This window comes from uncultured Enterovirga sp. (genome assembly GCF_964242715.1).
Lineage (GTDB): Bacteria > Pseudomonadota > Alphaproteobacteria > Rhizobiales > Beijerinckiaceae > Enterovirga.
This window is the reverse complement of record NZ_CAXTAZ010000031.1, coordinates 35,575-58,731: the sequence shown is the minus strand read 5'-3', so window position 1 is coordinate 58,731 and position 23,157 is coordinate 35,575. Positions and strand designations below refer to the sequence as shown.

Here is a 23,157-nt window from a genome sequence, read left to right as displayed (position 1 = left end):
CGTTGCCGTTGGTGGTCGCCAGATCATTCTGAAGTGTCGTCACGGTCCCGTTCGTCGTGGCGAGGCCGTTCTGCAATATCGTGATGGTTGCGGCGTTCGTCGCGACGTTCTGGTTGGTCGTGAAGAGCTGGCCCCCATTGACCGCATCGGTGGAGTCCGCGGCCACCGATCCGGCCGCCACGTTGACGAGGCGGCGCTCCGCCCCTGCTCTGCCGAAGGACACGGTGTTGCCCTGGTTGGCGAGCGAGCCCTGCCCGATCGCCACGTCGTTGCCGCCGAGGGCTTCCGCCCCCGTTCCGATCGCGACGCTGTTCGGCCCGGCCCCTCGCGCGCCGAACCCGACCGCAAGTGCGTTCGCCGCCCCTGCCACCGGTGCGACGAAGCCCCCCGTGTTGTTGGCTGCGACCGGGATGTTGGCCACGGAGGTCGAGACCGCATTCAGTTGGGCGACGTTGACGGCATCCGTCCCGGCCGCGCCGGAGGACACGTTGGTGATCCTGCGCTCTCCGCCTGCCATCCCGACCGAGACGGTGTTGGCCTGGTTCGCCAAGGACCCCTGGCCGAGAGCCACGGAGCCCTGCGCGGTGACCCTCGCGCCCTGGCCCAGGGCCGTGCCACCAGCGATGTTGGCCTCGGCGCCGTCCCCGAGCGCGGTCGCATTGGCCTGGCCGGCCCCGCCGGCGCCGGCCTGAGCATTCTGCCCGATCGCGACCGTGCCGGCATTCGGGACGAAGACGCTCGTGAACGTGCCGCCCGCTGCAGCGTTGTAGCCGACCGCGATGCTGTTCGCCCCGAAGGCCTGGGCATTGAGCCCCACCGCGGTCGATTGCGCGGCGTCCGCGACCCCGCCGAAGGCGACCGCCGAATCCGAGCGGGCCGCCGACGTTGCTCCGACCGCGAGGGAGTAGAGGCCGTTGGCCTGAGACCCGAAGCCGACCGCGAGCGAGTTGGCGCCTGTCGCGATCGGGGCCAGGAATCCGCTCGCGTTATTGGCTGCGATGGGCACGTTCGCGAACAGCGCCCCGACCTCGTTCAGCTGGCCGACCGTCGCCACGTCGGAAGAAGCCGAACCGGCCGCCACGCCGGTGATCTGGCGGTTGCCGATGGCCACCTCGCCGGCGGATGTCTGCGGGGTGGTCAGAAATGGCGCGGTGTAGCCTGTCTGGGAGCCGCGGGACGCGACCGAACCCTGGCCGAGCGCCACGTTCGCGCCGGAACGGCCCGCGGCGATGCTGGCGCCCTGGCCGAGCACGGCCGAGTTGGCATTGCCGTTGTCGACCGCGTCCCGGCCGACGACCGTGCTGCCGGAGCCGGTCGCCAGCGCCCCATTGCCGAGCGCCGTCGCCGACGCCTGCGTGGCCGTGGCACCGAAGCCCACGGCGAGCGCGTCCGTCGCCGAGGCGACCGGAGCGGGACGCGCGTTCGCGTTGTTCGTCGCGATCGGGATGTTGGAAACGCTTGTCGAGACCGCGTTGAGCTGATCGAGGTTGACGGCGTCCGTGCCAGCCGTGCCCGGCGCCACGTTGCCGAGCGTCACCGAAGTGCCGGTGCCGACGAGGTTCAGCGCGTTCGACGGCGTGCCGGGCGTCGCGAATTGCAGCGGCCCGGCCCCGCCATTCGCGAGCGCCTGGATACCGGGCACGACGCTCGTGAAGGTGGTGGCCGAGCCATTCAGCGTGTAGGAGAAACCCGTCACGCCGGTGGCCGGCGCATAGCCGGCACCTCCGCCGATCGCCGCCGCGGTCGTAGTCCCGAGCGTGGCCAGGTTCGTCGCGTTGGTGCCCACGCCGATGTTGAGGGCGCCGACCGCGCTCCCGACGTTGTTGAAGGTGCTGCTTCCGACCGTGTAGCTCGGCGCCGTGAACCCGCCCGTCGTCGGGCTGAACGCGGCGCCCCCGCCGAGCGCCGTCGCGAGATTGCCGCCGACATTCGTCAGCTGACGCACGTTGACCGCGTCCGTCGCCTGCGTGCCACCCGCGACGTTGGTGATCTGACGCTCGGCCCCCGCCGCCCCGATCGACAACGCGCCGGCCGTAGACGCCACGGCCGTTTGCGAGAACAGCTCGGCCGAGCCGCTCAGGCCGGCTCGGCCCGCCGCGGAACCCTGACCCAACGCCACGCCACCCGCCGCCGTCACGGTCGCACTCTGCCCGAGTGCCGTTCCGTCCTGAACGTTCGCGAGCGCGCCTTCGCCGAGCGCCACGCTCGACAACCCGGACGCGCCGCTGCTCCGGCCGATCGCCACGCTGGCTTCGCCGCTTGCCCTTGCGGTGTTGCCGATCGCGACCGCCGAGGTGTTGGTCGCCTGGCTCGACACGCCGAGTGCGGTGCTCGCGTTGCCGCTCGCCTGGCTGGCCTGACCGAATGCGGATGAAGAGGTGTTGGAGGCGAAGCTGTTCGGGCCGACCGCGGTGCTGTTCAGCGCTGTCGCCTGGCTGCTCTGCCCGATCGAGATCGCATTCGCGCCCGTGACGGCGATGCCGTTGCCGATTGCGACAGCGTTGCTCGCATTGACGGTGTTGCTGTTCCCGAGCATTGCGGCGCCGGTGGACGTTGCCGTGCTGCCGACCGTGTTGCTGTTGCCGACGACGCTGGAATTGGCGGCGCTGAACGGGCTCGCCCCGTTGGCGACGCCATTGCCCGAGCCGAAAACGTTGACGTTGTTGCCATAGCCGGCCGTGTTCGTGCCGTTGACCGTGTTGTTGTCCCCGACCACGAAACTGGTGCTGCCGTTGACGACGTTCGGGTCGCCGAACGCGTAGCTGCCGGCGCCGTTCACCGTGTTGCCGGTGCCGAAGGCGCCGCTATTCGCGCCCGTGACGCTGTTGTTGAAGCCGACCGCGACACTGTTGGCGCTGCTGCCGTTGATGCGCGACTGGTTGCCGATGGCCACGCCGTTCGCAGATGTCGCGGCCACGAAGGCCGCGCTGCCGGCCCCGCTGGCGGCGTTGCTTCCGATCGCGATCGCGTTGGCGGCGCCGGCATTGGCATTGGTCCCGATCGCCGTGGCATCGGAGGCATTCGCCGACGCGGACGCGCCGAGCGACGTCCCCCGTTGAGCATTGGCGCTGGCACTGGCGCCGATAGCGGTCGCGTTGTCCTGTCCGGCGGCGCCGGAGCCGGCCTGGGAGCCTGCGCCGATCGCCGTGGCATTGATGTTCTGGAAGGGGCTGGCTCCGCGGGTTGCCCCGACGAGGGCTCCCGCTCCGCCGGCGGCCGCAAAGCCGCCGAGAGCCGTCGCGCCGTTCGCTTGGGATTGCGAGTAGATGCCGATCGCGGTGGTAAAGGTCGCGCCCGAATACGCACCGGCTCCGATCGAGCTCGCGCCGTCGCCGAGCGCCAGCGCCGTGTCGCCGAAGGCCGACGCCGGATAGGCCGAGGAATTGGGCGCGTTCGCCACCGAATTGGTGCCACAGGCGAAGTCGAACGGGCCGACGGCGTTGGCGGCCCCGTTGCCGCCGGCGGTGAACTGGCATGTCGGCCCGGCCATCGCGGGGGCCGGTGCGATCGCGACGAGAAGCGCTCCGAGAGCCGCCGCGCCGCCAAGCCGGCCGAGCTGCCGCTGCCGGCCCATGCCGACCAACCGGAAGGCGAGCCGCAGCACGGCGAACAGGCGCCGGCCCGACAGGCGGCCTGCTCTCCGGCCGAGACCCGCCTCAGCCGCGTCGGCTTGGTTGCTGCAACCCGACGCTCTCAGCTCGAACATGGACGCACCCTGCAATGGGCGCGACAATGCCGACACTGCCAATCTCTGCAAATGCTAACAGATAGTTAAGGCCGACCGTAGCGACGAATCCGGACGAATCCGGGTGCTCCGTGGCCTGTGCGCCACAGCGGCGCCAGACCCTTACAGGTCAGTCCGTGAACCGCCGTGGCAATGCCTGTACTCTTGCCCGAGCCGCAGGGGCAGGGCTCGTTCCGGCCGATATGGCCCCAGCAGACGATGGCCGCTTCCGACCGACGCGCTCCGAGTCGTGGCGAGGGGCGTGCGACAGGATCCCCTGGTGGGGAAAGCAACTTGATCGAGCCGCAAGGTAGCCGCGCCTACACAACTGGTGGAGGCTCCTTGTCTTCCGGCGTGACCATCACCGCCAAAGGCCATGCGATCACCAGAGCCAGAAAAAACATTGCGAGAAACACCCCCAGGCTCCAGCTCGGGTAATATGATTCGAACTGGCGACCTAAGAAATAGGCTATGATCTCGCCCACGATCGCAAACACTACATAGGCGGAGAGTACAACGACGCCGCTGTGCATAACCGGTATCCTGTTCTTGCTGTGATGGGTCGGGGAATTGCGCGCATCTACTTGATGCTGCTGCTACGGTCATTTGCAGCGGGTGTTTGCGCCGCAGACGCGCCACGTGGCGACGTGTCGTCGGTTTCTGCGGGTTCGGGAGACGCTGGAACCAGCGCCACCGTGGCGGACCGGGCGGTAGGGAACCGGGACTTCGCCTCGGCTACGAGCCGATCGGCTGAGAGGTACAAATTCAACCACACGGACGCGATTAGGGCGGACAGAATCAGGGCGTCGAAGTGGAACATGGCCACCTCCTCGGTTGATCAGGATTTCGGATGTGAGCTGGCGCAGACACGCGTCTGCAATCAGGCTCGACTCTCGGCGGGGCGACGTCGCGCAAGCAGGTAGCCGAGCCCGACCACAAAGATCGCGGCCACGATCGCGGCCGGGATCTCGGCACGATGCGTGATATCGAGGCCGACGCGGCTGACGACGGCTGGATCGGTCACGATCATCTCGCCCGCGATCCAGCCGAGGAGCGCAGCCCCTGCCCAAACGAGAATCGGGAAGCGCTCGAGCAGTGAGATGATGATCGACGCGCCTGCGACGATCAGAGGGATCGAGATCGCGAGCCCCAGGATCAGGAGGAAGGTCGAATCCTTCGCGACTGCCGCGATCGCCAGCACGTTGTCGAGGCTCATCACGGCATCGGCGATCGCGACCGTCTTCACGGCCTGCCAGAGCTTGTCAGAAACCCTGACCCCTGATTCGTCCTCCTCCTCGCCCGTCACCAACTTCACAGCCACCCAGAGGAGCAGCAGGCCACCCGCGATCTTGAGATAGGGCGTGGCCAGCAGGGTCGCGATCAGAAGCGTGAAAACGATCCTGAGGACGATGGCGACGCCCGCCCCGAGGATCATACCCATTCGCTGCTTGTCGGGCGGCAAGCCGCGGCAGGCCATCGCGATGACGACCGCATTGTCACCAGACAAAATGATGTTGACCCAGACGATCTCCAGGATCTTCAGGGCATCAGGTCCGAACGTTTCCATGACGACGTACTCCTCGCTTGCGCGCCGAAGACCGGCCCGCGCGTGCAGGATCAAAATTGAGGGATGACACGACGAAGCCAGCGCTATGCCTCAGGTTGAGGGCGCGGGCTGATGCGACTGGACGTGGCGAGAAACGGGCAGGTGGCCGGGGCTACCTGGGACGACGAACCTTCACGGTCCGTGCCAGCCGCAAGGGCGGCGGCGGTCCAGCGGTGCTAGTTTAAGCGGTGGTCGGAGGGCCGGTCGCGAGGTGGGCACGGGTGGACTGGTGGAGCCGCGCCCAGGCAGCCGCGCTGCTCCGGGATATCCGCTCCGGCCGAACAGTTGCGGTATGGGGCTGGGCGCTACAACCGTCGTCGTCGTCGGGATCGTCCGCCAGGTCTGCGCCGAACTGCGCGAACTTGGGGTTGCGGACCGGCGCCTGTCGAAAAGTTGCCGTATCGCTGGCTGCAGACCGAACAGCGTACGAGGCGACACCGCGCTCGCTCGCGCGACCATCCGGAATAGGTCCGGACAGCCAGATCGTGGCGATCGCGAGAAAAGCTATGCGAATGAGGCCGAGCGTCGTGCCCACGTATCCTGTCGCCAACGAGCCGAGGTTGCACATGACCATCAGGCCGGAGGACGGTCAAGGGTGGCTCAGGCGTCCAATCCGAATCCGTGTCGGTGCCGATCTCACTGTCCGCCAGCAGATCGGGCCTTCATGCTAAAGGCGCCAACGGCGGATCAATGCCTGGGACGGGAAGCAGGAATGGCAGTGAGGCCTGGAGCGTAGCACGATGGCCGGCAAGCAACTGAGATGGCGTCGCAACGGGCTGATCTGGATTGCGATCTACACCGCCACACTATGGCTCGTAGTCGGAATCCGGACTTGCGACGCGGCGATCATGCAGCCGTGATTTGCTGCGCCGGTTGTCCCTGAGGCGGAGCTATCGGACCGTTGCGGGCCGCCGAAACAGGCGATTACGAGCGGCCTAAGCCCGTCGCGGTCAGGAGCGAGTTCAACCTGCCTCGGTCAAGGCGCCCGCGCTGGCCGTGACCCTCTGCGGGTGCCGATGCGGACGTGTTCTTCATCCGCAAGAGGCGATCCAGCCCGCCTGGGTCGAGGAAACCGGATGCGTTCCAGGCCGCGAGGACGGCCAGCATCCCGACCATCCCACACGCAAGCGCTGCTCTGGTCCCGAACCTGACGGCGCCGCGCCGGGTCAGCTCGGGCCTGAGTGCCCTGGCAGCCGAGCGCCACCCGGACGAACGCCGTTCAGGCTCTGCAGCCGGTTTCGATGGGTGCTTTTTTCGAGGCTGGGACATGCTGACACGCTGAGGCCGGAGCCGTTAGCACGGAGCTAACGAGCTTTCTACCTCGGAAGGAGCCGCGCTGAGGCGCTGACGCATGACCGACACTTGACTCGCCTGCGCTCGCGAGAACAAAAAGGGAACAAAACGTGCGATGCGCGTGGCGGGCGGGCGAGCCCCGACGGCGGGGCTCGCCCGCCCGAGCAGTAGGAGACAGGATGCGGCGTGCTGAAGCGGACGTGAGCGATGGTTAGCTTGCCTCGACGGCACATGGATCCGGCGGAAGCTCAGGCTTTCGTCCAGGTGATCGAGCGGCACCGGAGCGAGCTGGTCCGTTTCCACATGCAGCTCCCGCTCAAGTCGCCGGCCCGGGCAGCGATTAAAACGCTCATGGATCAGCAAGCAGAGATCGTCACCCTGATCACCGGCCATCGGGATCACTTCAGGCTCAAGCCGCACACGGACAGGGACTGAGACGCGCGCCCGGCAGACGGTTCGCCAAGCCTCGGCCAGGCAGCGCCTGAACGCAGTCTCTTCTATGCTCGTTTGTGCGCGAGCAACACGGGCGCCAGGGGGAGAGGTCGGGTGCCCCGCTGAACGTGCTAAGGTCGATTGTCCTCAGTGCGGCGGTCTCGGTGTGCTGGTCGTTCGAGCCACCTGCTGGGACAACAGCGAGCCCCGGAGAAAAGGGCGTCCGCCGTGGGGTCCGCAGAAAGCACCAGCCAAGTCTCAGGGCAGCTAGGTCATTGACAAAATGGCGCGCCCGAAAGGATTCGAACCTCTGACCCCCAGATTCGTAGTCTGGTGCTCTATCCAGCTGAGCTACGGGCGCGGATCGCGCCGGACGTGGTCCCGTGCGCGAGCCGGGGAGATAGAACGCCGGACCGAGCTTGGCAACCCGTCGCCCGCGGCCCGCGATGTGAGACGGCTGGTCTGGCGACGCCAAGCGGCTGAAACTCCCGATCGTTCGCCGGCGACCCGTGCCAGACGGGGCTGGGCCGCGACCCCGCCGATCCAGCCGTTGGCACGGGGCGGCTCCTTTGGTAGAGCCGGGCCCGAGCCGCTCGAGACCGCCGCCGAGGAGAGCGGGCTCGGGCGCGAGCGGCAGGACCGAGCCGTCATCTTCGACCTGGAGCCGCCGTGAGGTCCTCAACCGTCACCGTGCTCAGCGCTGACGATCAGCGCAGGGCGCCATATTCCCTGGCCTGGAAGGATCTCGCGACCGGTTTCCGCAGGGTCGAGCTGTGGGGGTCGATGGGATGGTTCGACATCCGCCAGCGCTACAGCCGCTCCGTGATCGGCCCCTTCTGGATCACGCTCAGCCTGGCGGGCTTCGTGCTCGCGCTCGGCACCACCTACGCCACCCTGTTCCGCCAGCCGATCCTCGACTTCCTGCCCTATGTCACGATCGGGATCGTGATCTGGACCTTCATCGCGGTGGCGCTCAGCGAAGGCTGCAACGTCTTCTCGGCGGCCGAAGTCGCCGTGAAACAGATGCCTGCACCGCTGAGCGTCCACGTTTATCGGGTCGTCTGGCGAGGGCTCATCGTGCTGGCTCACAACGCCGTCATCGTCGTCATCGCGCTTCTCGCGAAGCCGCTCGAGCTCGTGTTCGGCCTGCTGCCCGCTCTCGCGGGCGTTGCCGTCATCGCGCTGAACGCGGTCGCGGTGTCGCTCGCGCTCGGGACCCTCGGGGCGCGGTTCCGCGATCTTCCGCCGTTGATGACGAACATCATCGCGCTCCTGTTCTTCGTCACCCCGATCCTGTGGCGCGTCGAAAATCTGGGCGATCGCGCCTGGATTGCCTTGGTCAACCCGATCTACCACTTCGTCGAACTCGTCAGGGCGCCGCTCCTGGGCGGGCACGTGGCACCCATGACGTGGCTGGTCGTCCTGGCCGTGACGGCCGTCAACCTGGCTGCCGCCTTCCTGCTGTATGCCCGGTTCCGCTCCCGCATCCCCTATTGGCTGTGAGGAGCGTCGCTTGAGCGCGATCAGCGTCGAGAAGGTCAGTGTCAGCTTCCCGCTCTACGGCGGGTCGGCGCGTTCGCTGAAGAACCGCCTCGTCATGAGCGCCACGGGCGGGCGCATCGGGGCGGACGCCCGCTCCCGCACCGTGGTCGAGGCGCTGAACGACATTTCCCTCGACATCGCCCATGGCGAGAGGGTGGCGCTCGTTGGACATAACGGCGCCGGCAAGACGACGCTGCTCCGCGTGCTGTCCGGCATCTATCCGCCGCTCACGGGTCGTATCAGGGTCGAGGGCCGCGTGGCGCCGATCTTCGACATCGGGCTCGGCATGGATCCCGACGCGACCGGCTACGACAATATCCGCATCCGCGGCCTCTATCTCGGCCTGACCCGCCGCGAAGTCGAGGCGAAGATCGACGAGATCGCCGACTTCACCGAACTCGGTCCCTTCCTCGACATGCCGATGCGGACCTATTCGGCCGGAATGCAGACGCGCCTCTCCTTCGCGGTCTCGACCAGCGTCGATCCCGAGATCCTCCTTCTCGACGAGGGGATCGGGGCCGGCGACGCGAAATTCCTGGAACGGGCGAACGAGCGCCTGCGGCGCTTCGTCGAGCGGTCCGGCATCCTGGTCCTGGCATCCCACGATGCGGGCCTTCTCGCGCGATTATGCACCCGGGCGATCCGGCTCGACCACGGCCGGATCATCGACGACGGTCCCTTCGACGACGTCATGCTGCGTTTCGCGGCGCCGTCTTGATGATGGCCGCCGTGCCGGAGGTCGAACGGCCGCAGCCGACGCCGGTCCGCATGGGCTTCGCGCTCGACTAGGCTAGGCCATGGCATTCGACACGAAGGCATTCCGTCAGGCGCTCTCGCAATTCGCGACCGGGGTCGCCGTGATCACGGCGCGCGGGCCGAGTGACGAGGCGATCGGGCTCACGATGAGCTCCTTCAACTCGGTCTCGCTCGATCCGCCGCTGGTGCTGTTCAGCGTCGACCGGCGCGCGATGAGCCTCGAGCCGATGCTGGCCGCGAGGGGTTACGCCGTGAACATCCTATCCCGCTCGCAGGAGGAGCTGGCGAACGGCTTCGCGAAATCCCTGAGCGACAAATGGGCCGACGTCTCCCATTCGCTGGGCCATGCCGAGGCTCCGCTGCTGCACGGGGCGCTCGCCCATTTCGAATGCGAACCCTACGCTCACCACGACGGCGGAGACCACGTGGTCTTCATCGGACGGGTGGTGCGGTTCTCGGCCCGGAGCGGCGAGGAGCCGCTCGTCTTCTTCCGGGGCACATATCGCGGCCTGACATCGGGCGACGAAGTCGAGCCGGACTGGCCGCCGCTGCTCCCCTCGTAAGGCAGTGGGCGCCCGGCCTCACGCGTAGCCGAGCGTCCTGTCCGTCTCACTCTCGGCCGCGGGCCGGTCCGCCGGCTCGCCGAACCCGCCGCCGCCCGAGGTTTCGAGCCGGATGATGTCGCCGCGCCGGAGGCGGAGGTTGCCGATCTTGGAGGGCAGTGCCTCCGCCCGGCCCCCCTCGGCCCGGATCAGCGTTAGGCGTCCGGCCGAGCCCGGGCCGCCGCCGGCGAGACCGAAGGGCCGGTGCTTGAAGCGGTCGAGATTGGCCGTGAACACGGCCTCCGGGCAATCGACCCGCCATTCGCGGGCGAGGCCGAGCCCGCCCCGGAAGCGGCCCGATCCGCCCGTCCCGGGCAGGAGTTCGTAGCGGGCGATCGACAGCGGCAGCTCGCTCTCGATCATCTCGACCGGGATGTTGGCGTTGTTGTGCATGCCGCAGGAATAGGCGTTCGGCCCGTCCTGCTCGGGATGGGCGCCGCCGCCACCGACCTCGATCTCGACCAGGACCGAGCGCTCGCCCGCCTCGCCGATCGTCTGGAAGGCGCAGACATAGCTGACGCCGTAATAGGCGGCCGGGACCCGGTCCGGCACGGCCTGGTGCAGGGCGCCGAGGATCGTCGTCGCGAGCCGGTGCGTCACGGTGATCCGGTTCGCGACCGGGGCCGGGTGGCGGGCATTCACGATCGAGCCTTCGGGCGCGATCACGGTGACGGGCCGGTAGCAGCCGGCATTGGCCGGGATCGGCTCGTCCGAGACGGCCATCACGGCGTAGGAAACGGCCGAGCCCGAGGAGGCGAGCGTCGCGTTGATCGGCCCGAGCGCCTGCGGGCCCGAGCCCGAGAGGTCGACGACCATCTCCTCGCCCCGGACCTCGACCGAGGCGTGGATGCGGATCGACTGGTCGACGAGGCCGTCATCGTCGATCAGGTCCTCGAAGCTGTAGGTTCCGTCCGGGATGCGGCCGATCATGGCCCGCATCGCACGCTCCGAGGCATCGAGGATCTGGGCGGAGGCCGCGACGATCGTGGGTGCGCCGTAACGGGCGGCGAGTTTCCGCAGGTTGCTCTCGCCCATGCTGAGCGAGGCGATCTGCGCCTGGAGGTCGCCCCACATCATGTCCGGCCGACGGACATTCTGGCGCATCATCGCCAGAACCTCGTCGTTCAGCACGCCCTGCCGGTAAAGCTTCAGCGGCGGGATCCGGAGGCCTTCCTGGAACACCTCGGTCGCGGTCGCGCCGTAGCTGCCGGCCGAGATGCCGCCCATGTCGAGATGGTGGCAGAGCGTGCCGACGATCGCGATCCGCCGGCCCTCCGCGAAGACCGGCCGGAAGGCCAGGATGTCGGGGATGTGCTGGCCGCCGCAATAGGGGTCGTTCGTGATGACGACGTCGCCCTCGTCCCAGCCGTCGAGCGGCAGGAACTGGCCCGCGACCGCGAGCAGGCCGGCGCTCATCGAGTTGAGATGCTGCGGGATGCGGGCGGATTGGGCGACGTTGTAGCCGTCCCGGTCGAAGACCGCCGTGGAATAGTCGAGGAGCTCCCGGACGATGGTCGAGCGGCTCGTCCGCCAGACCGTCACGTCCATCTCGGCCGCTGCCGCCGTGAAGGCGTTGCGCAAGATCTCGAGTTCGATCGGTCCGAGCGTCACCGGCTGAGTCATGATCCTGCCTCCGGGCGGGCCTGGCTTCGGCGGGCGACGAGGTCGCCGCCCTCGGCCGGGGCGCAGGTCCAACCGTCGGCGAGGAAGACGGTCGTGTAATCCTCCTCGATCAGGGCCGGGCCGGCGGTCGGCCCGGTCAACTCGGCGCGGTGCAGCACGGCGATCTCGCGCCAGGCGCCGCCGAGGAAGACCGGGCGGCCCGACCGGCCGCGCTCGCCGGCGAGGTCCGGCGGCCGCATGCCCTGTGCCGGCGGCAGGCGCCCGATCGCCGTCACCCGCAGGGTCACGATCTCCACCGGATCGCCCGGATTGGCGTAGGAGAAGCGCTGGCGGTGCAGGGCGTGGAAGCCGTCCACGAGCCGCGCCAGCGCCTCCGGTTCGGCCGCCGCATCCGGCCAGGGCACGACGAGTTCGAAGGCCTGCCCGTGATAGCGCAGGTCGGCCGAGACGAGGAGGTCGCGGCTCGCTTCGGGAACGCCGTCCTGTTCGAGGAGGCTCGCGCCGTCCCGCCGCAACCCGGCGAGGGCGCGGCCGAGATCGGGCAGGATGTCGGGCCCGGCCCGGAGCACCCGGCTCGCCGCGAGGTCGTGGACGATGTCGGAATGGAGGATGCCGCTCGCCGAGAAGGTGCTGGCATCGGCCGGGAAGACCACCTGGTCGATCCCGAGCTCCTCGGCGACCGGGATGGCGTGCAGGCCGCCGGCGCCGCCGAAGGAAAGCAGGCTGAAGGCGCGCGGATCGAGCCCCTTCTCGAACAGGCTGAGCCGGATTGCGGAAGCGAGACTGGCATTGGTGAGCGTGAGGAGCCCCTCCGCCGCTTCGGCCATGCCGAGCCCGAGCGGGGTCGCGACTTGGGTCTCGATCGCCGTCCGGGCACCGTCGAGATCGAGGGCGAGCGCGCCGCCGAGAAAGAATTCCGGGTCGAGCCGGCCGAGGACCAGATTCGCGTCGGTGACGGTCGGCAGCGTGCCGCCCCGGCCGTAGCAGACGGATCCCGGCCGGGCGCCGGCGCTGCGCGGCCCGACGGTGAGCCGGCCGCCGGCATCGACGGAGGCGATCGAGCCGCCGCCGGCCCCGATCGTCCGGATCTCGATCATCGGCAGGCGGACCGGTAGGCCGTCGATCTCGCCCTGCGTCATCGACGTGACCCCGCCCTCCTGGACGACGCAGACGTCGAAGCTCGTCCCGCCCATGTCGACGCCGACGAGGTTCGGCAGCCCGAGCCGGGCGGAGGCGCGCTGCGCCGCCAGCGCCCCGCCGCTTGGTCCGGAGAGGAGGAGCCGGACCGGCTGTTCGCTCGCGACCTGGGGCGAGCAGACGCCGCCGTTCGACTGGACGAGGAGGAGACGCGCCGCGAGCCCGCGCTCCGCCATCCGGGCCGTGAGCCGGTCGAGATAGGAGCGCACGATCGGCACGAGGAGCGCGTTCAGCACCACGGTCGAGGTGCGCTCGTATTCGCGGATCTCGGGGCTGACATCGGTCGAGATCGAGATCGGCAGGTCCGGGAAGGCTCGGACGAGCGCGTTCCGCAAGGCGCGTTCATGGGCCGGGTTGACGTTCGCGTTAAGGAGTGAGACCGCGACCGTCTCCGGCGCGTGCTGCCGGACGGCGGCGACGACCGCCTCTATCGCCGCCCCATCGAGCGACCGCTCGACCGAGCCGTCGGCCCGCACGCGCTCAGACACCGGCAGCCTCCGGTCGCGCGGGATCAGCGCTGGCTCGCGCTTCGGCTTCAGCCCGTAGATGTCGCGCCGCACATGCCGGCTGATCTCGAGCACGTCGGTGAAGCCCTCGGTCGTGAGGAGGAGGCCGCGGGCGAGCTTCCGCTCGAGAACCGCGTTCGTCGCGATGGTGGTCCCGTGCAGGAGGAGGCGGATGTCCGACAGTGCGAAGCCGAAGCGCCGCGCGGCCTCGTCGATCCCGGTCATCAGCCCGACCGAGGGGTCTTCGGGCGTCGTCGGTGTCTTCAGGCTGTGGAGCTGGCCCGTGGTCTCGTCCAGGAATTGCAGGTCCGTGAACGTGCCGCCGATATCGATCCCGATCCGTACGCTGCCTGCCACGCCGACCCCAACCTTGCTGCCGGCCTCACCTTAGGGACGGCCTTCCCGGCGGTGCAAGGAACATGCGCGCCCTGATGTCGGGGCAGCCATGCTCCTCTCGTTTCGCCTCGGCCTTGACGCGGGCCCGGCCCGCTCCGCACGATCCCGGCTCGACCCCCGAGCGTGGAGACCCTGGTGCCCGTCTGCGATCCCGTGACGCTGGAGATCATCCGGGGCGCCATCCGGGCAGCCCAGGCCGAGATGGAGGCTTTGCTCGAGCGTACCGCCATTTCGGCCTTCATCCGGGAGAAGAAGGACTTCTACACCGCGCTCTTCGACGCGGGAGGGGCCATGGCGGTGGGCTCGAACGTGCCTATCTTCGGCGACGTGACGGGGCCCGTCCTGAAGCATTTCCCGCTCGCCGAGATGCAGGACGGCGACGTCTACTGGTACAACGACTGCTACGGCTCGAACGGCGCGGTCTCGCATTCCAACGACCAGGTCTTCCTCGCGCCCGTCTTCCATGACGGGCAGCTCAGCGCCTTCGTAATGAGCTGGGCGCATTTCTCCGATATCGGCGGGCTCAGGCCGGGCTCCATCTCGTCGGACGCGGCCGACATTTTCCAGGAAGGCATCATCGTGCCGCCGACCCGCCTCGTCGAGGAGGGGCGCACGAACCAGGCGGCGCTCGAGATCTTCTACCGCAACTCGCGCTACCCGGATCAGAACCGGGGCGACACGCGCGCCCTGATGGCGAGCGTCGAACTCGGGCGGCGCCGCATGGCGGAGATCCTCGCGCGGTTCGGCGGGGAGGTCGTCGCGGATGCGCTGGCCCAGCTCCTCGCCCGGACGGAGGCGCTCGTGCGCCGGCGCCTCGCCGAAACCTTCCCGGTCGGAACCGTGTCTTTCGAGGATGCGATCGACGCCGACGGCCACGGCAACGGCCCCTTCCGCATCCGCCTCGACCTGACCCGGACCGAGGACGATCGCTTCATCCTCGACACGACCCGCACCGACGACCAGGCGCCCGGTCCCGTGAACTTCCTGATGAATCCCGACGTGCCCGGGATGGCGCTCGGCCTCTTCTTCCTAGGCGGAGATCCGGGTCAGGTCTGCAACGCCGGCGGTCCGCGCTCGCTGGACGAGGTGCGGGTGCGGGAGGGCTCGCTTCTCGCCCCCCGCTTCCCGGCGCCGCTCGGCATGCGGGGCCTCACCATGATGCGGCTGCTGGCGGCGCTGAACGGGCTCGTAAACCAGGGAGGCGGCGGCGCGCCTGCGTCGCATTCGGCCTATGTGATCATCATGTTCCGCGGCAAGGCAGCGGGAAAGCCCTTCCTCCTCTCGGACGGGGTCGGGGTCGGCTACGGCGCCCGACCTGCGGCCGACGGGATCGATGCCGTCTATTTCGTCGCGCAGGAGAATTACCCGGTCGAGTTCCTGGAACTCGGCTACCCGATGCGGATCCTGAGCTACGGCATCAACCGCGACTCCGGCGGCGCCGGACGCTGGCGCGGCGGCATCGGCCTCGTCCGCGAATACGAATTCCTGGGCGACGAGGCGATCCTCTCCATGCGCATCGACAGCGTCGACAATCCGACCTGGGGCGTCGGCGGCGCCCTGTCGGGCGGGGCAGGGCGCGCCGTGATCAACCCGGGCCGGCCGGACGAGCGCGTGCTGCGGCCCCTCTCGGACGGAAACCGTCTCCGCCGCGGCGACATCCTGCGGCTCGAGACCGGAGGAGGTGGCGGCTACGGCCCGCCGCGCGACAGGCCGGCCGAGCAGGTGCTGGCGGATGTGCTCGACGGCTTCACGTCGCGCGAGGCGGCGCGCGATCGCTACGGCGTCGTGCTCGACGGCGACCGGCTCGACATGGCTGGGACGGCCGCGCTCCGCGGCGAACGCGTGCTGGAGGCGGCGGCCGGTGGCGTCTGATCTCTCGGCCGTGGCCCGTTCGCTCGTCGTTGCCGTCGATATCGGCGGCACCTTCACCGACGTCACGCTGCAGGAGCCCGGGCGAGACCGGTCCTGGCATGCGAAGACGCCGAGCACGCCCGACGATCCCTCGCGCGCCTTCGTGAACGGGCTCAGGCTCGCCCTCGAGGCCGCGGGCGCCCGGGCGAGCGAGGTCCGGGGTGTCCTGCACGGCACCACCGTCGCCACGAACCTGATCCTCGAAGGAAAGGGCGCCCGCACGTCGCTCGTCACGACGGCAGGGTTCCGGCATGTGCTCGAGATCGGCCGACAGGACATCCCGCGCTCCGCCAATCTCTACAGCTGGATCAAGCCGTCCCGCCCCGTGCCGCCGGCACGCGTCTTCGAGGTGAGCGAGCGTGTCGCGGCGGGTGGCGCCGTGCTCGTTCCGCTCGACGAGGCCAGCGTCCGGCTGGCGGCGGACGCTTGCCGGGCGGCCGGAGTCGAGGCCGTCGCAATCTGCCTCCTGCATTCCTTCGCCCAGCCCGACCACGAGCGCCGGGTGGCCGAGATCTTCCGCGAAGTGCTGCCGGGGGTGGCCGTCACGGCCTCGGTCGAGGTGCTGCCGGTCGTGCGCGAATACGAGCGCAGCCTCGCGACCGTCCTGAACGCGACCGTGATGCCGGCCGTCTCGACCTATGTCGCCCGGCTCGTCGACCGGTTGCAGGCGGAAGGCGTCGCCGCACCGCTCCTCATCATGCAGTCGAATGGCGGGGTGGCTGGCACCGACGTGATCCGGCGGGCTCCGGCCGTGACCGCGCTCTCCGGGCCGGCGGCCGGGGTGGTCGGGGCGCGCGAAGTGGCGGCCGCGGCCGGCCTCCGGGACATCATCACGGTCGATATCGGCGGCACCAGTGCCGACATCTGCCTGATCGCAGGCGGCCGCATCGCGCTCACGCAATCCGGCCGGGTGGGCGAGTGGCCATTGCCGCTGCCGATGGTCAACATGGTGACGATCGGGGCCGGCGGCGGCTCGATCGCCCGGGTCGCCGACGGTGCGCTGACGGTCGGTCCCGCCAGCGCCGGCGCCCGGCCGGGGCCGGCCTGCTACGGCCATGGCGGTGAGGACGCGACCGTCACGGACGCGCATCTCGCGCTCGGACATCTTCCGCCGAGCCTCCTCGGCGGCCGGATGACGCTCAGCCGCGAGTTCGCCGTCGGGGCCGTGCAGGAGAGGGTCGCAGACCCGCTCGGCCTTTCTCTCAGCGATGCGGCACGCGGCATCCTGGCGATCGCCGATTCGAACATGGTCGGGGCGATCCGGGTCGTCTCGGTCGAGCGCGGCCACGACCCGCGCGATTTCACGCTCGTTCCGTTCGGAGGCGCCGGGCCGCTGCATGGCTGCCCCTTGGCCGAGATGCTCGGCATCGGGACCGTGCTCGTCCCGCCCGCGCCGGGCGTCCTCTGCGCCGAAGGGCTGCTCGCGGCCGACCGGAAGCAGGAATTCGGCCGCACCGTCGCGGGTCTCGGGACCGATCCGGACACGGTCTTCGCCGAGTTGGAGGCGCTGGCCGGCTCGTGGTTCGAAGCCGAGGGCGTCGCCGGCCCGGATCGGAAGACGACCCGGGTCGCGCTGATGCGCTACGAAGGGCAGGGCTCCGAAGTGGCCGTAACCTGGCCCGGCAACCTGGCGGGCGCAGCGCGTGCCTTCGCCGAGGCCCATGCGGCGCTCTACGGCTTCACCCTCGAATTGCCCGTGCAACTCGTGACGCTCCGGGTCGAGGCCGAGGGCGCGCTGCCGGATCCGGTCCGGTCGAGCCCGCAGGCGACGGGCGAGGCGACGCCGATCGGCACCACCGACCTGCATGGCCCGGAGGGTTCGCAGCCGGCGCCGGTCTACGAGCGGGGGGCGCTTCGGGTCGGGACGCGCCTGACGGGGCCGGCGATCGTGGTCCAGTTGGACGCGACCACGCTCGTCAGGCCCGGCTGGACCGCCGAGATGCTGGAGGCCGGCTCGCTCCTCCTCCGCCGGGACTGACGGCATGGCCCGGATCGCGATCGGCGGCTTCCACCACGAGACGAATTCCTTCGTCCTGCCGGAAACCGACTTCGCTTATTTCGCGAGCCACCGCGATCGCCCGCCGCTCGTGCGGGGCGAAGATGTCGTCAGCTGGCTCTCCGGTACGAGCTTCGCGCTGTCCGGCTTCATGGCGGCGATGCGCGGCCACGACCTCGTCCCGCTCGTCTGGACGAGCGGCGGCGCCGGCGGGCCGGTCACGGCGGACGCCTTCGAGCGGATCGCGGGCGAGCTGGTCGGCCGTCTCTCCGAGGCCATGCCGGTCGACGCCGTCTATCTCGACCTGCACGGCGCCATGGTGAGCGCGGATTTCGAGGACGGCGAGGGCGAACTCCTGCGCCGGGTTAGGGCGGTGGTCGGCCCGGCCGTGCCGGTCACGATCAGCCTCGACTACCATGCGAATGTCACGCCCGAGATGGTCGCCCACACCGACGGCCTGGTCGCCTACCTGACCTATCCGCATGTGGACCGGGCCGAGACCGGGGGGCGGGCTGCGCGCGTGGTCGAGGCGCTTCTCGCCCGCGGGCGGCCCACCGGCCGCGCCCTGCGAAAGGCGCCGTTCCTGATCCCGCTCAACGGGCAATGCACCCTGGTCGAGCCCTCGAAAGGTGTCGTGGCCCGAACCCGGACCTGCGAGGGCGGGCTCGTCAGCCTCTCCTACCTCGCCGGCTTCCCTCCCTCCGACCTGCATTGGTGCGGCCCGAGCGTGATCGCGCATGCCTGGAGCCAAGCGGAGGCGGACGGCGCGGCGGACAGCATGATGGCCGCGATCGAGGCCGAGGAGCCTCGTTTCGCGGAGCGCATGGTCCCGCCCGAGCAGGCGGTCGCCGAGGCGATGGCGCTCGTCGGCGCGGGCGCGACCCGGCCGGTCGTCATCGCCGACACGCAGGACAATCCGGGCTGCGGCGGCACGGCGGATACGACCGGGCTCCTGCGCGCTCTCGTCGAGGCCGGAGCCGAGGGTGCGGCGCTGGGCTTCCTCTGCGATCCGCTCGCGGCCGCGGCGGCGCATGCGGCCGGGGAGGGCGCGGAGCTGCGGCTCGCTCTCGGCGGTCGATCCGGGCCCGAGGGCGTCGTACCGTTCGAGGCGACCTTCCGGGTCCTGCGGCTCGGGGAAGGGCGCTTTCGCACCTCGGGCGCGGTGTCGGGCCGGCGCGAGGTCGATCTCGGCCCGATGGCGCTCCTCGTCATCGGGGGCGTCTCGGTCGCCGTGACCTCAAAGCGGATGCAGGCCCTGGACCAGGAGCCCTTCCGGCATCTCGGGATCGAGCCGGCCCGACAATGCATCCTGGCGCTGAAGAGCACCTGCCACTTCCGGGCCGAGTTCGAGCCGATCGCCGACGCCGTGATCGTGGCGCTCGCACCCGGCTATTACCTGGCCGACCCGACCTCCTACCCGTTCCGCCGCCTGCGGGCAGGCGTGCGGCTGAAGCCGATGGGCGAGGTGTTTGGCGCGGTGGCGGCGGGCTAACGGCGTCTCACGCGGCGAGGTCCCGCGTCGGCGGCGCGCCGTCCTCGATCTCGCGCCAGCGGCGGCAGGCGACCTCGTGGCCGTCTTCGGCCGGCGCCAGCACCTGCTCCTCGGCGATGCAGGCAGGCTCCACATAGGGGCAGCGGCCGGCGAAGAGGCAGCCCTGCGGGATGCGGGCGGCGCTCGGCGGTTCGCCCCGGATCGGGACGGGCTTCAGCCCGCCGGGCTCGAGCCGGGGCGCGGCGGCGAGGAGCGCCCGGGTATAGGGATGAAGCGGCCGGCCGAAGGTGCGGGTGGCCGGCGCGATCTCGACGATGCGGCCGAGATACATGACCGCGACCCGGTCGCAGAGCCGGCGCACGACCGAGAGGTCGTGCGAGATGAAGAGGTAGGTGAGGTCGCGCCGCGCCCGGATCTCGAGGAGCAGGTTCAGGACGGTTGCCTGGACCGACATGTCAAGGCCGGATGTCGGCTCGTCGAGGATCACGATCCGGGGATCCAGGATCAGGATTCGGGCGAGGCCGATGCGGCGGAGCTGGCCGCCTGAGAATTCGTGCGGGTAGCGCCTCCCCGCGCTCGGCTCGAGACCGACGGCCGCGAGCGCAGCCTCGACCCTCGGCCGGCGCTCGGCCCGCTTCGCCCCGTCGGTGATGACGAGGCCTTCTTCCAGCGTGTGCCCGACGCTCCACCAGGGATCGAGCGCGGCGCCCGGATCCTGGTGCACATATTGGACGGCGCGCCGAAGCCGGCGCGCCTCACGTGGCGCTTGCCCGCTCACGACCTTGCCGTCGAGCCGAATGGTGCCGCGCGTCTCCCGCTGCAGGCCGAGGATGGCCCGGCCGAGCGTGGTCTTGCCGCAGCCCGATTCTCCGACGATGCCCAGGATTTCGCCTGCCTGCACCGCGAGGCTCACGCCGCCGACCGCCTTCACGGACGGGATCGAGGGCCGGAACCAGCGCCTCTTGCCGCCGAGATGGACGGCGACGTCGTCCAGCTCGAGAACGGGGGCTGTCAGCATGAGCCACGCCGCCGGATAAGGCTCGCCCTGATCCCTCCCCTCCCAGGGGAGGGCGAGTCGGCGGCAGCCGACCGGGGTGGGGTTCTACCCCGCCGTGGTGTCCTCACCCCGGTTCGAAGCTCCGCTTCGACTCGGCCCTCCCCTGCAGGGGAGGGATCGGGCGGTCGTGCGCCTTGCGAGGTCACGCCCCCGCCCCCTCGTACAGGATGCAATCGACCTCGTGGCCGGGTCCGGCCGGCAGGTAATGCGGCGGCCGCTCGGGGCAGGACGGCCGCACGTTCCGGCAGCGTGGCGCGAAGCGGCAGCCCGGCGGCGCACTGAGCGGGGAGGGGACGAGGCCGGGTATCCCGACGAAATGCTCGCTCCGGTCCGGGTGGCAGGCGAGGAGCGCGCGCGTGTAGGGGTGGGCGGGATGGCCGAGCACCTCGACCGTCGGCCCGGTCTCGACGGATTGTCCGGCATAGATCACGCAGAGATCGTCGCACAGCTCGGCCACCACGCCGAGATCATGCGTCACGAACAGCATGGAGAGGCCGAATTCATCGACGAGTTCCCGCAGCAGCACGAGGATCTGGCCCTGCGTGGTGACGTCGAGGGCGGTCGTCGGCTCGTCGGCGACGATCAGGGTCGGGGCCGAGGCGAGCGCTCCCGCGATCACGAGGCGCTGCCGCTGCCCGCCCGAGAATTGGTGCGGATAGCGGTCCAGCGCCGCCTCGGGATCGGGCAGCTGCACGCGCCGTAGAAGCGCGATCAGCCGGTCGCGATGGGACCGGCCGGGTTCGGGCCGGGCATGCCAGCGCATGATCTCGAGGAGCTGGGCGCCGACCGTGAAGACCGGGTTCAGGGCGAGATAGGGGTCTTGCGGGATGAAGCCGATGCGGCTGCCCCGGACCTCGAGGTTCAGGCGGCGCTCGTCGAGGCGCAGGAGGTCCTCGCCCTCGAACAGGATCCGGCCGCGCTCGACCGTCGCTCCCCGGGACAGGATGCCGAGCACCGCCTTGATCAGGGTGGACTTGCCGCAGCCCGATTCGCCGACCACGCCGAGGATGCGGCCGGGCGCGAGCGCGAACGAGATGTGGTCGAGGATCTTCGCGACGCCCTCGTCGCCCCGGATGGAGACGCGCAGGTCGGAGACGGCGAGAACGGATCCCGCCATCAGCGCGAGCGCCTGAGGCGCGGGTCCATGATGTCGCGCAGCCCGTCGCCCAGGAGGTTGAAGCCGAGCACGGTGACCAGGATCGCGAGGCCAGGAAAGGTCGCGTACCACCAGGCGGCGGGCAGGAAGGTGCGGCTCTGCGAGATGGCGAGGCCCCAATCCGGATCGGGCGGGGTCGCGCCCATGCCGAGGAAGCCGAGCGTCGCCGCGACCAGGATCGTGAAGCCGAGCCCGATCGTCGCCCGAACGATGATCGGCGAGGCGGCGTTCGGCAGGATGTGCAGGAAGACGATCCGGGCGGGACTCGCGCCGAGCCCTTCCAGCGCATCGACGAAAAGCGAGGTTCGGAGCCGCCGCGTCTCGGCGTAGACGATGCGGGTGAAGAACGGCCAATAGGTCACGACGAGCGCGATCATGGCGCTTTCGAGCGAGGGGCCGAGGAGCTGCGCCAGCGCGAGCGCGAGGATCAGCTGCGGCAGGGCGAGAAAGACGTCCGTCACCCGCATGATCAGCTCGGACGCCCAGCCGCGGGCATAGCCGGCCGCGAGCCCGAGCGGCACGCCGATCGCCATCGAGGCCGCGACGACGAGGAGCGCGACCTTCAGCGCGCCCCGGGCGCCGAGGATCACGCGCGAGAGGATGTCGCGGCCGAGATTGTCGGTCCCGAACGGGAAGGCCGCGCTCGGGGGCCTCAGGCGCCGCGACAGGTTCGAGACGGTCGCATCCTGGGGGTAGGGGGCGAGCCAGGGACCGAAGATCGCGATGAAGGCGATCGCGAGCACGATCAGGAGCCCGAACACGGCCGAGCGGTCCTGCGCGAATTTCCTGACGACGAGCATCAGGCGGTGTCCCACAGGCGGGGGTCGATCAGCCCGTGCACGATGTCGGTCAGGATGTTCACGGCCGCGTAGATGACGCCGACCAGGAGCGTCACGGCCAGCATGACCTTGAAGTCGGCCGTCAGGATCGCGTTGACCGTGTAGGAGCCGAGCCCGGGCCAGTCGAAGATCGACTCGACGACCACGGCGCCCGCGATCAGCGACCCGAACAGAAGCCCGATCTGCGTGACGCTCGCCACGACCGAGTTCCGCAGGACATACACCCACACGAGCCGCCGGCGCGGATAGCCGACCGCGCGCTCATAGGTGACGAAATCCTTCTGCATCGTGTCCAAGACACCGGCGCGCGTGAAGCGCGTGATGGTCGCGATTCCGCCAAGCGACAGGGTCAGCGCGGGCAGGACGAGATGGCGAAGCGCGTCCGTGAAGACGTCGAGGCGTCCCGACAGCAGCGCGTCGAGGGTGAGGAAGCCCGTCGGCCCGGACGAAAACGCGATCCCGACCGAGCTTCGCCCGCGCAACGGCAGCCACTCGAGCCGCATGGAAAACAGGAGCTGGAACATGATCGCGACCCAGAAGGTCGCGAGCGCGATGCCGCCGATCGACAGGATGCGCAGCAGGAAATCGGGCCAGCGGTTGTGGTTCAGCGCCGCCACGACGCCGAGCGGGATGCCGAGCGCGGTCGCGAGAAACAGGGCGACGAAGGTCAGTTCGAGGGTCGCGGGCAGGCGCTGCGCGATGTCCTGGGCAACGGGTCGGGACGAATACTGGCTGTCGCCGAAATCGAGCCGTACGACGTCGGAGAGGTAGCGCCAGAATTGCACGGGCAGGGACTGGTCTAGCCCGTATTGCGCCCGGATGCGGGCGATCTGCTCGGGAGTCGCATTGTCTCCCGCGAGCGCGGCCGCCGGGTCGGCCGGCACGAGCTTGATCATCACGAAGGTGACGACGAGGAGCCCGAAGAGCGACGGAATGGCGAGGAGGACGCGGCGGGCGATGAAGCGCAGCATCAGGGGAGCGCGCCTGCTTCTCCCCGCGACAGCGGGGAGAAGTCGAGTCGCGCGTCGG

Annotated in this window: 17 protein-coding genes and 1 tRNA gene; 7 read left to right on the top strand and 11 right to left on the bottom strand. The window is 69.8% G+C overall.

Annotated features, from left to right (window positions below; genetic code table 11):
• The 4 genes from ACFE87_RS15590 to ACFE87_RS15575 form a co-directional block, all read right to left on the bottom strand.
• The coding region (locus ACFE87_RS15590; protein ID WP_375460566.1) for a beta strand repeat-containing protein at positions 1-3,706 on the bottom strand (3,706 nt) is incomplete at its 3' end.
• Positions 3,707-3,771: 65 nt separating this feature from the next.
• Positions 3,772-4,017, bottom strand: coding sequence for an SEC-C metal-binding domain-containing protein (locus ACFE87_RS15585; protein WP_375460565.1), 246 nt, complete (start codon positions 4,015-4,017; stop codon positions 3,772-3,774).
• A gap of 27 nt (positions 4,018-4,044) precedes the next feature.
• Positions 4,045-4,257: a hypothetical protein gene (locus ACFE87_RS15580; protein WP_375460564.1), complete on the bottom strand. Its 213-nt coding sequence runs from the start codon at positions 4,255-4,257 to the stop codon at positions 4,045-4,047.
• Positions 4,258-4,604: 347 nt separating this feature from the next.
• A complete protein-coding gene (locus ACFE87_RS15575; protein WP_375460563.1) occupies positions 4,605-5,291 on the bottom strand; it encodes a TerC family protein in 687 nt (228 codons plus the stop codon).
• Between the two features lie 1,563 nt (positions 5,292-6,854).
• On the opposite strand from ACFE87_RS15575, the gene ACFE87_RS15570 reads away from it, so the two are divergent.
• The gene (locus ACFE87_RS15570; protein ID WP_375460562.1) at positions 6,855-7,058 is read left to right on the top strand and encodes a hypothetical protein; all 204 of its coding nucleotides are present in this window, start codon (positions 6,855-6,857) and stop codon (positions 7,056-7,058) included.
• A gap of 281 nt (positions 7,059-7,339) precedes the next feature.
• On the opposite strand, the gene ACFE87_RS15565 is transcribed toward ACFE87_RS15570, so the two are convergent.
• A tRNA-Arg gene (locus ACFE87_RS15565) sits at positions 7,340-7,416 on the bottom strand.
• Between the two features lie 308 nt (positions 7,417-7,724).
• Between ACFE87_RS15565 and ACFE87_RS15560 the strand changes: the two genes are divergently transcribed.
• From ACFE87_RS15560 to ACFE87_RS15550, 3 genes are all read left to right on the top strand, one after another.
• Entirely contained in the window at positions 7,725-8,558 is an 834-nt protein-coding gene (locus ACFE87_RS15560) for an ABC transporter permease (protein ID WP_375460561.1), read from the top strand.
• Positions 8,559-8,568: 10 nt separating this feature from the next.
• The gene (locus tag ACFE87_RS15555) at positions 8,569-9,315 is read left to right on the top strand and encodes an ABC transporter ATP-binding protein (protein WP_375460560.1); all 747 of its coding nucleotides are present in this window, start codon (positions 8,569-8,571) and stop codon (positions 9,313-9,315) included.
• 79 nt (positions 9,316-9,394) lie between these two features.
• A complete protein-coding gene (locus ACFE87_RS15550) occupies positions 9,395-9,916 on the top strand; it encodes a flavin reductase family protein (RefSeq protein WP_375460559.1) in 522 nt (173 codons plus the stop codon).
• 18 nt (positions 9,917-9,934) lie between these two features.
• Here ACFE87_RS15550 and ACFE87_RS15545 read toward each other — a convergent pair whose 3' ends face one another.
• Both ACFE87_RS15545 and ACFE87_RS15540 read right to left on the bottom strand, forming a co-directional pair.
• Positions 9,935-11,578, bottom strand: a complete 1,644-nt coding sequence (locus tag ACFE87_RS15545; protein WP_375460558.1) for a hydantoinase B/oxoprolinase family protein — start codon at positions 11,576-11,578, stop codon at positions 9,935-9,937.
• On the bottom strand, positions 11,575-13,638 hold the full coding sequence (locus ACFE87_RS15540) for a hydantoinase/oxoprolinase family protein (protein WP_375460557.1): 2,064 nt from the start codon (positions 13,636-13,638) through the stop codon (positions 11,575-11,577). The genes ACFE87_RS15545 and ACFE87_RS15540 overlap by 4 nt, the downstream gene beginning before the upstream one ends.
• Positions 13,639-13,812: 174 nt before the next feature.
• On the opposite strand from ACFE87_RS15540, the gene ACFE87_RS15535 reads away from it, so the two are divergent.
• The 3 genes from ACFE87_RS15535 to ACFE87_RS15525 are packed head-to-tail and all read left to right on the top strand — an operon-like array spanning position 13,813 to position 19,076.
• Positions 13,813-15,549 (top strand): hydantoinase B/oxoprolinase family protein, encoded by a 1,737-nt coding sequence (locus ACFE87_RS15535; protein WP_375460556.1) that lies wholly within the window; start codon positions 13,813-13,815, stop codon positions 15,547-15,549.
• Entirely contained in the window at positions 15,539-17,566 is a 2,028-nt protein-coding gene (locus ACFE87_RS15530; protein WP_375460555.1) for a hydantoinase/oxoprolinase family protein, read from the top strand. The genes ACFE87_RS15535 and ACFE87_RS15530 overlap by 11 nt, the downstream gene beginning before the upstream one ends.
• A gap of 4 nt (positions 17,567-17,570) precedes the next feature.
• A complete protein-coding gene (locus ACFE87_RS15525; RefSeq protein WP_375460554.1) occupies positions 17,571-19,076 on the top strand; it encodes a M81 family metallopeptidase in 1,506 nt (501 codons plus the stop codon).
• Between the two features lie 7 nt (positions 19,077-19,083).
• Here the strand turns inward: ACFE87_RS15525 and ACFE87_RS15520 are convergent, their stop codons facing one another.
• From ACFE87_RS15520 to ACFE87_RS15505, 4 genes are all read right to left on the bottom strand, one after another.
• Complete coding sequence (locus ACFE87_RS15520; protein WP_375460553.1) at positions 19,084-20,094, bottom strand: oligopeptide/dipeptide ABC transporter ATP-binding protein; 1,011 nt, start codon at positions 20,092-20,094, stop codon at positions 19,084-19,086.
• 181 nt (positions 20,095-20,275) lie between these two features.
• Complete coding sequence (locus tag ACFE87_RS15515) at positions 20,276-21,250, bottom strand: ABC transporter ATP-binding protein (protein WP_375460552.1); 975 nt, start codon at positions 21,248-21,250, stop codon at positions 20,276-20,278.
• Entirely contained in the window at positions 21,250-22,089 is an 840-nt protein-coding gene (locus tag ACFE87_RS15510) for an ABC transporter permease (protein ID WP_375460551.1), read from the bottom strand. Before ACFE87_RS15510 ends, ACFE87_RS15515 begins: the two co-directional genes overlap by 1 nt.
• A complete protein-coding gene (locus tag ACFE87_RS15505; RefSeq protein WP_375460550.1) occupies positions 22,089-23,099 on the bottom strand; it encodes an ABC transporter permease in 1,011 nt (336 codons plus the stop codon). Before ACFE87_RS15505 ends, ACFE87_RS15510 begins: the two co-directional genes overlap by 1 nt.
• Positions 23,100-23,157: the final 58 nt, after the last annotated feature.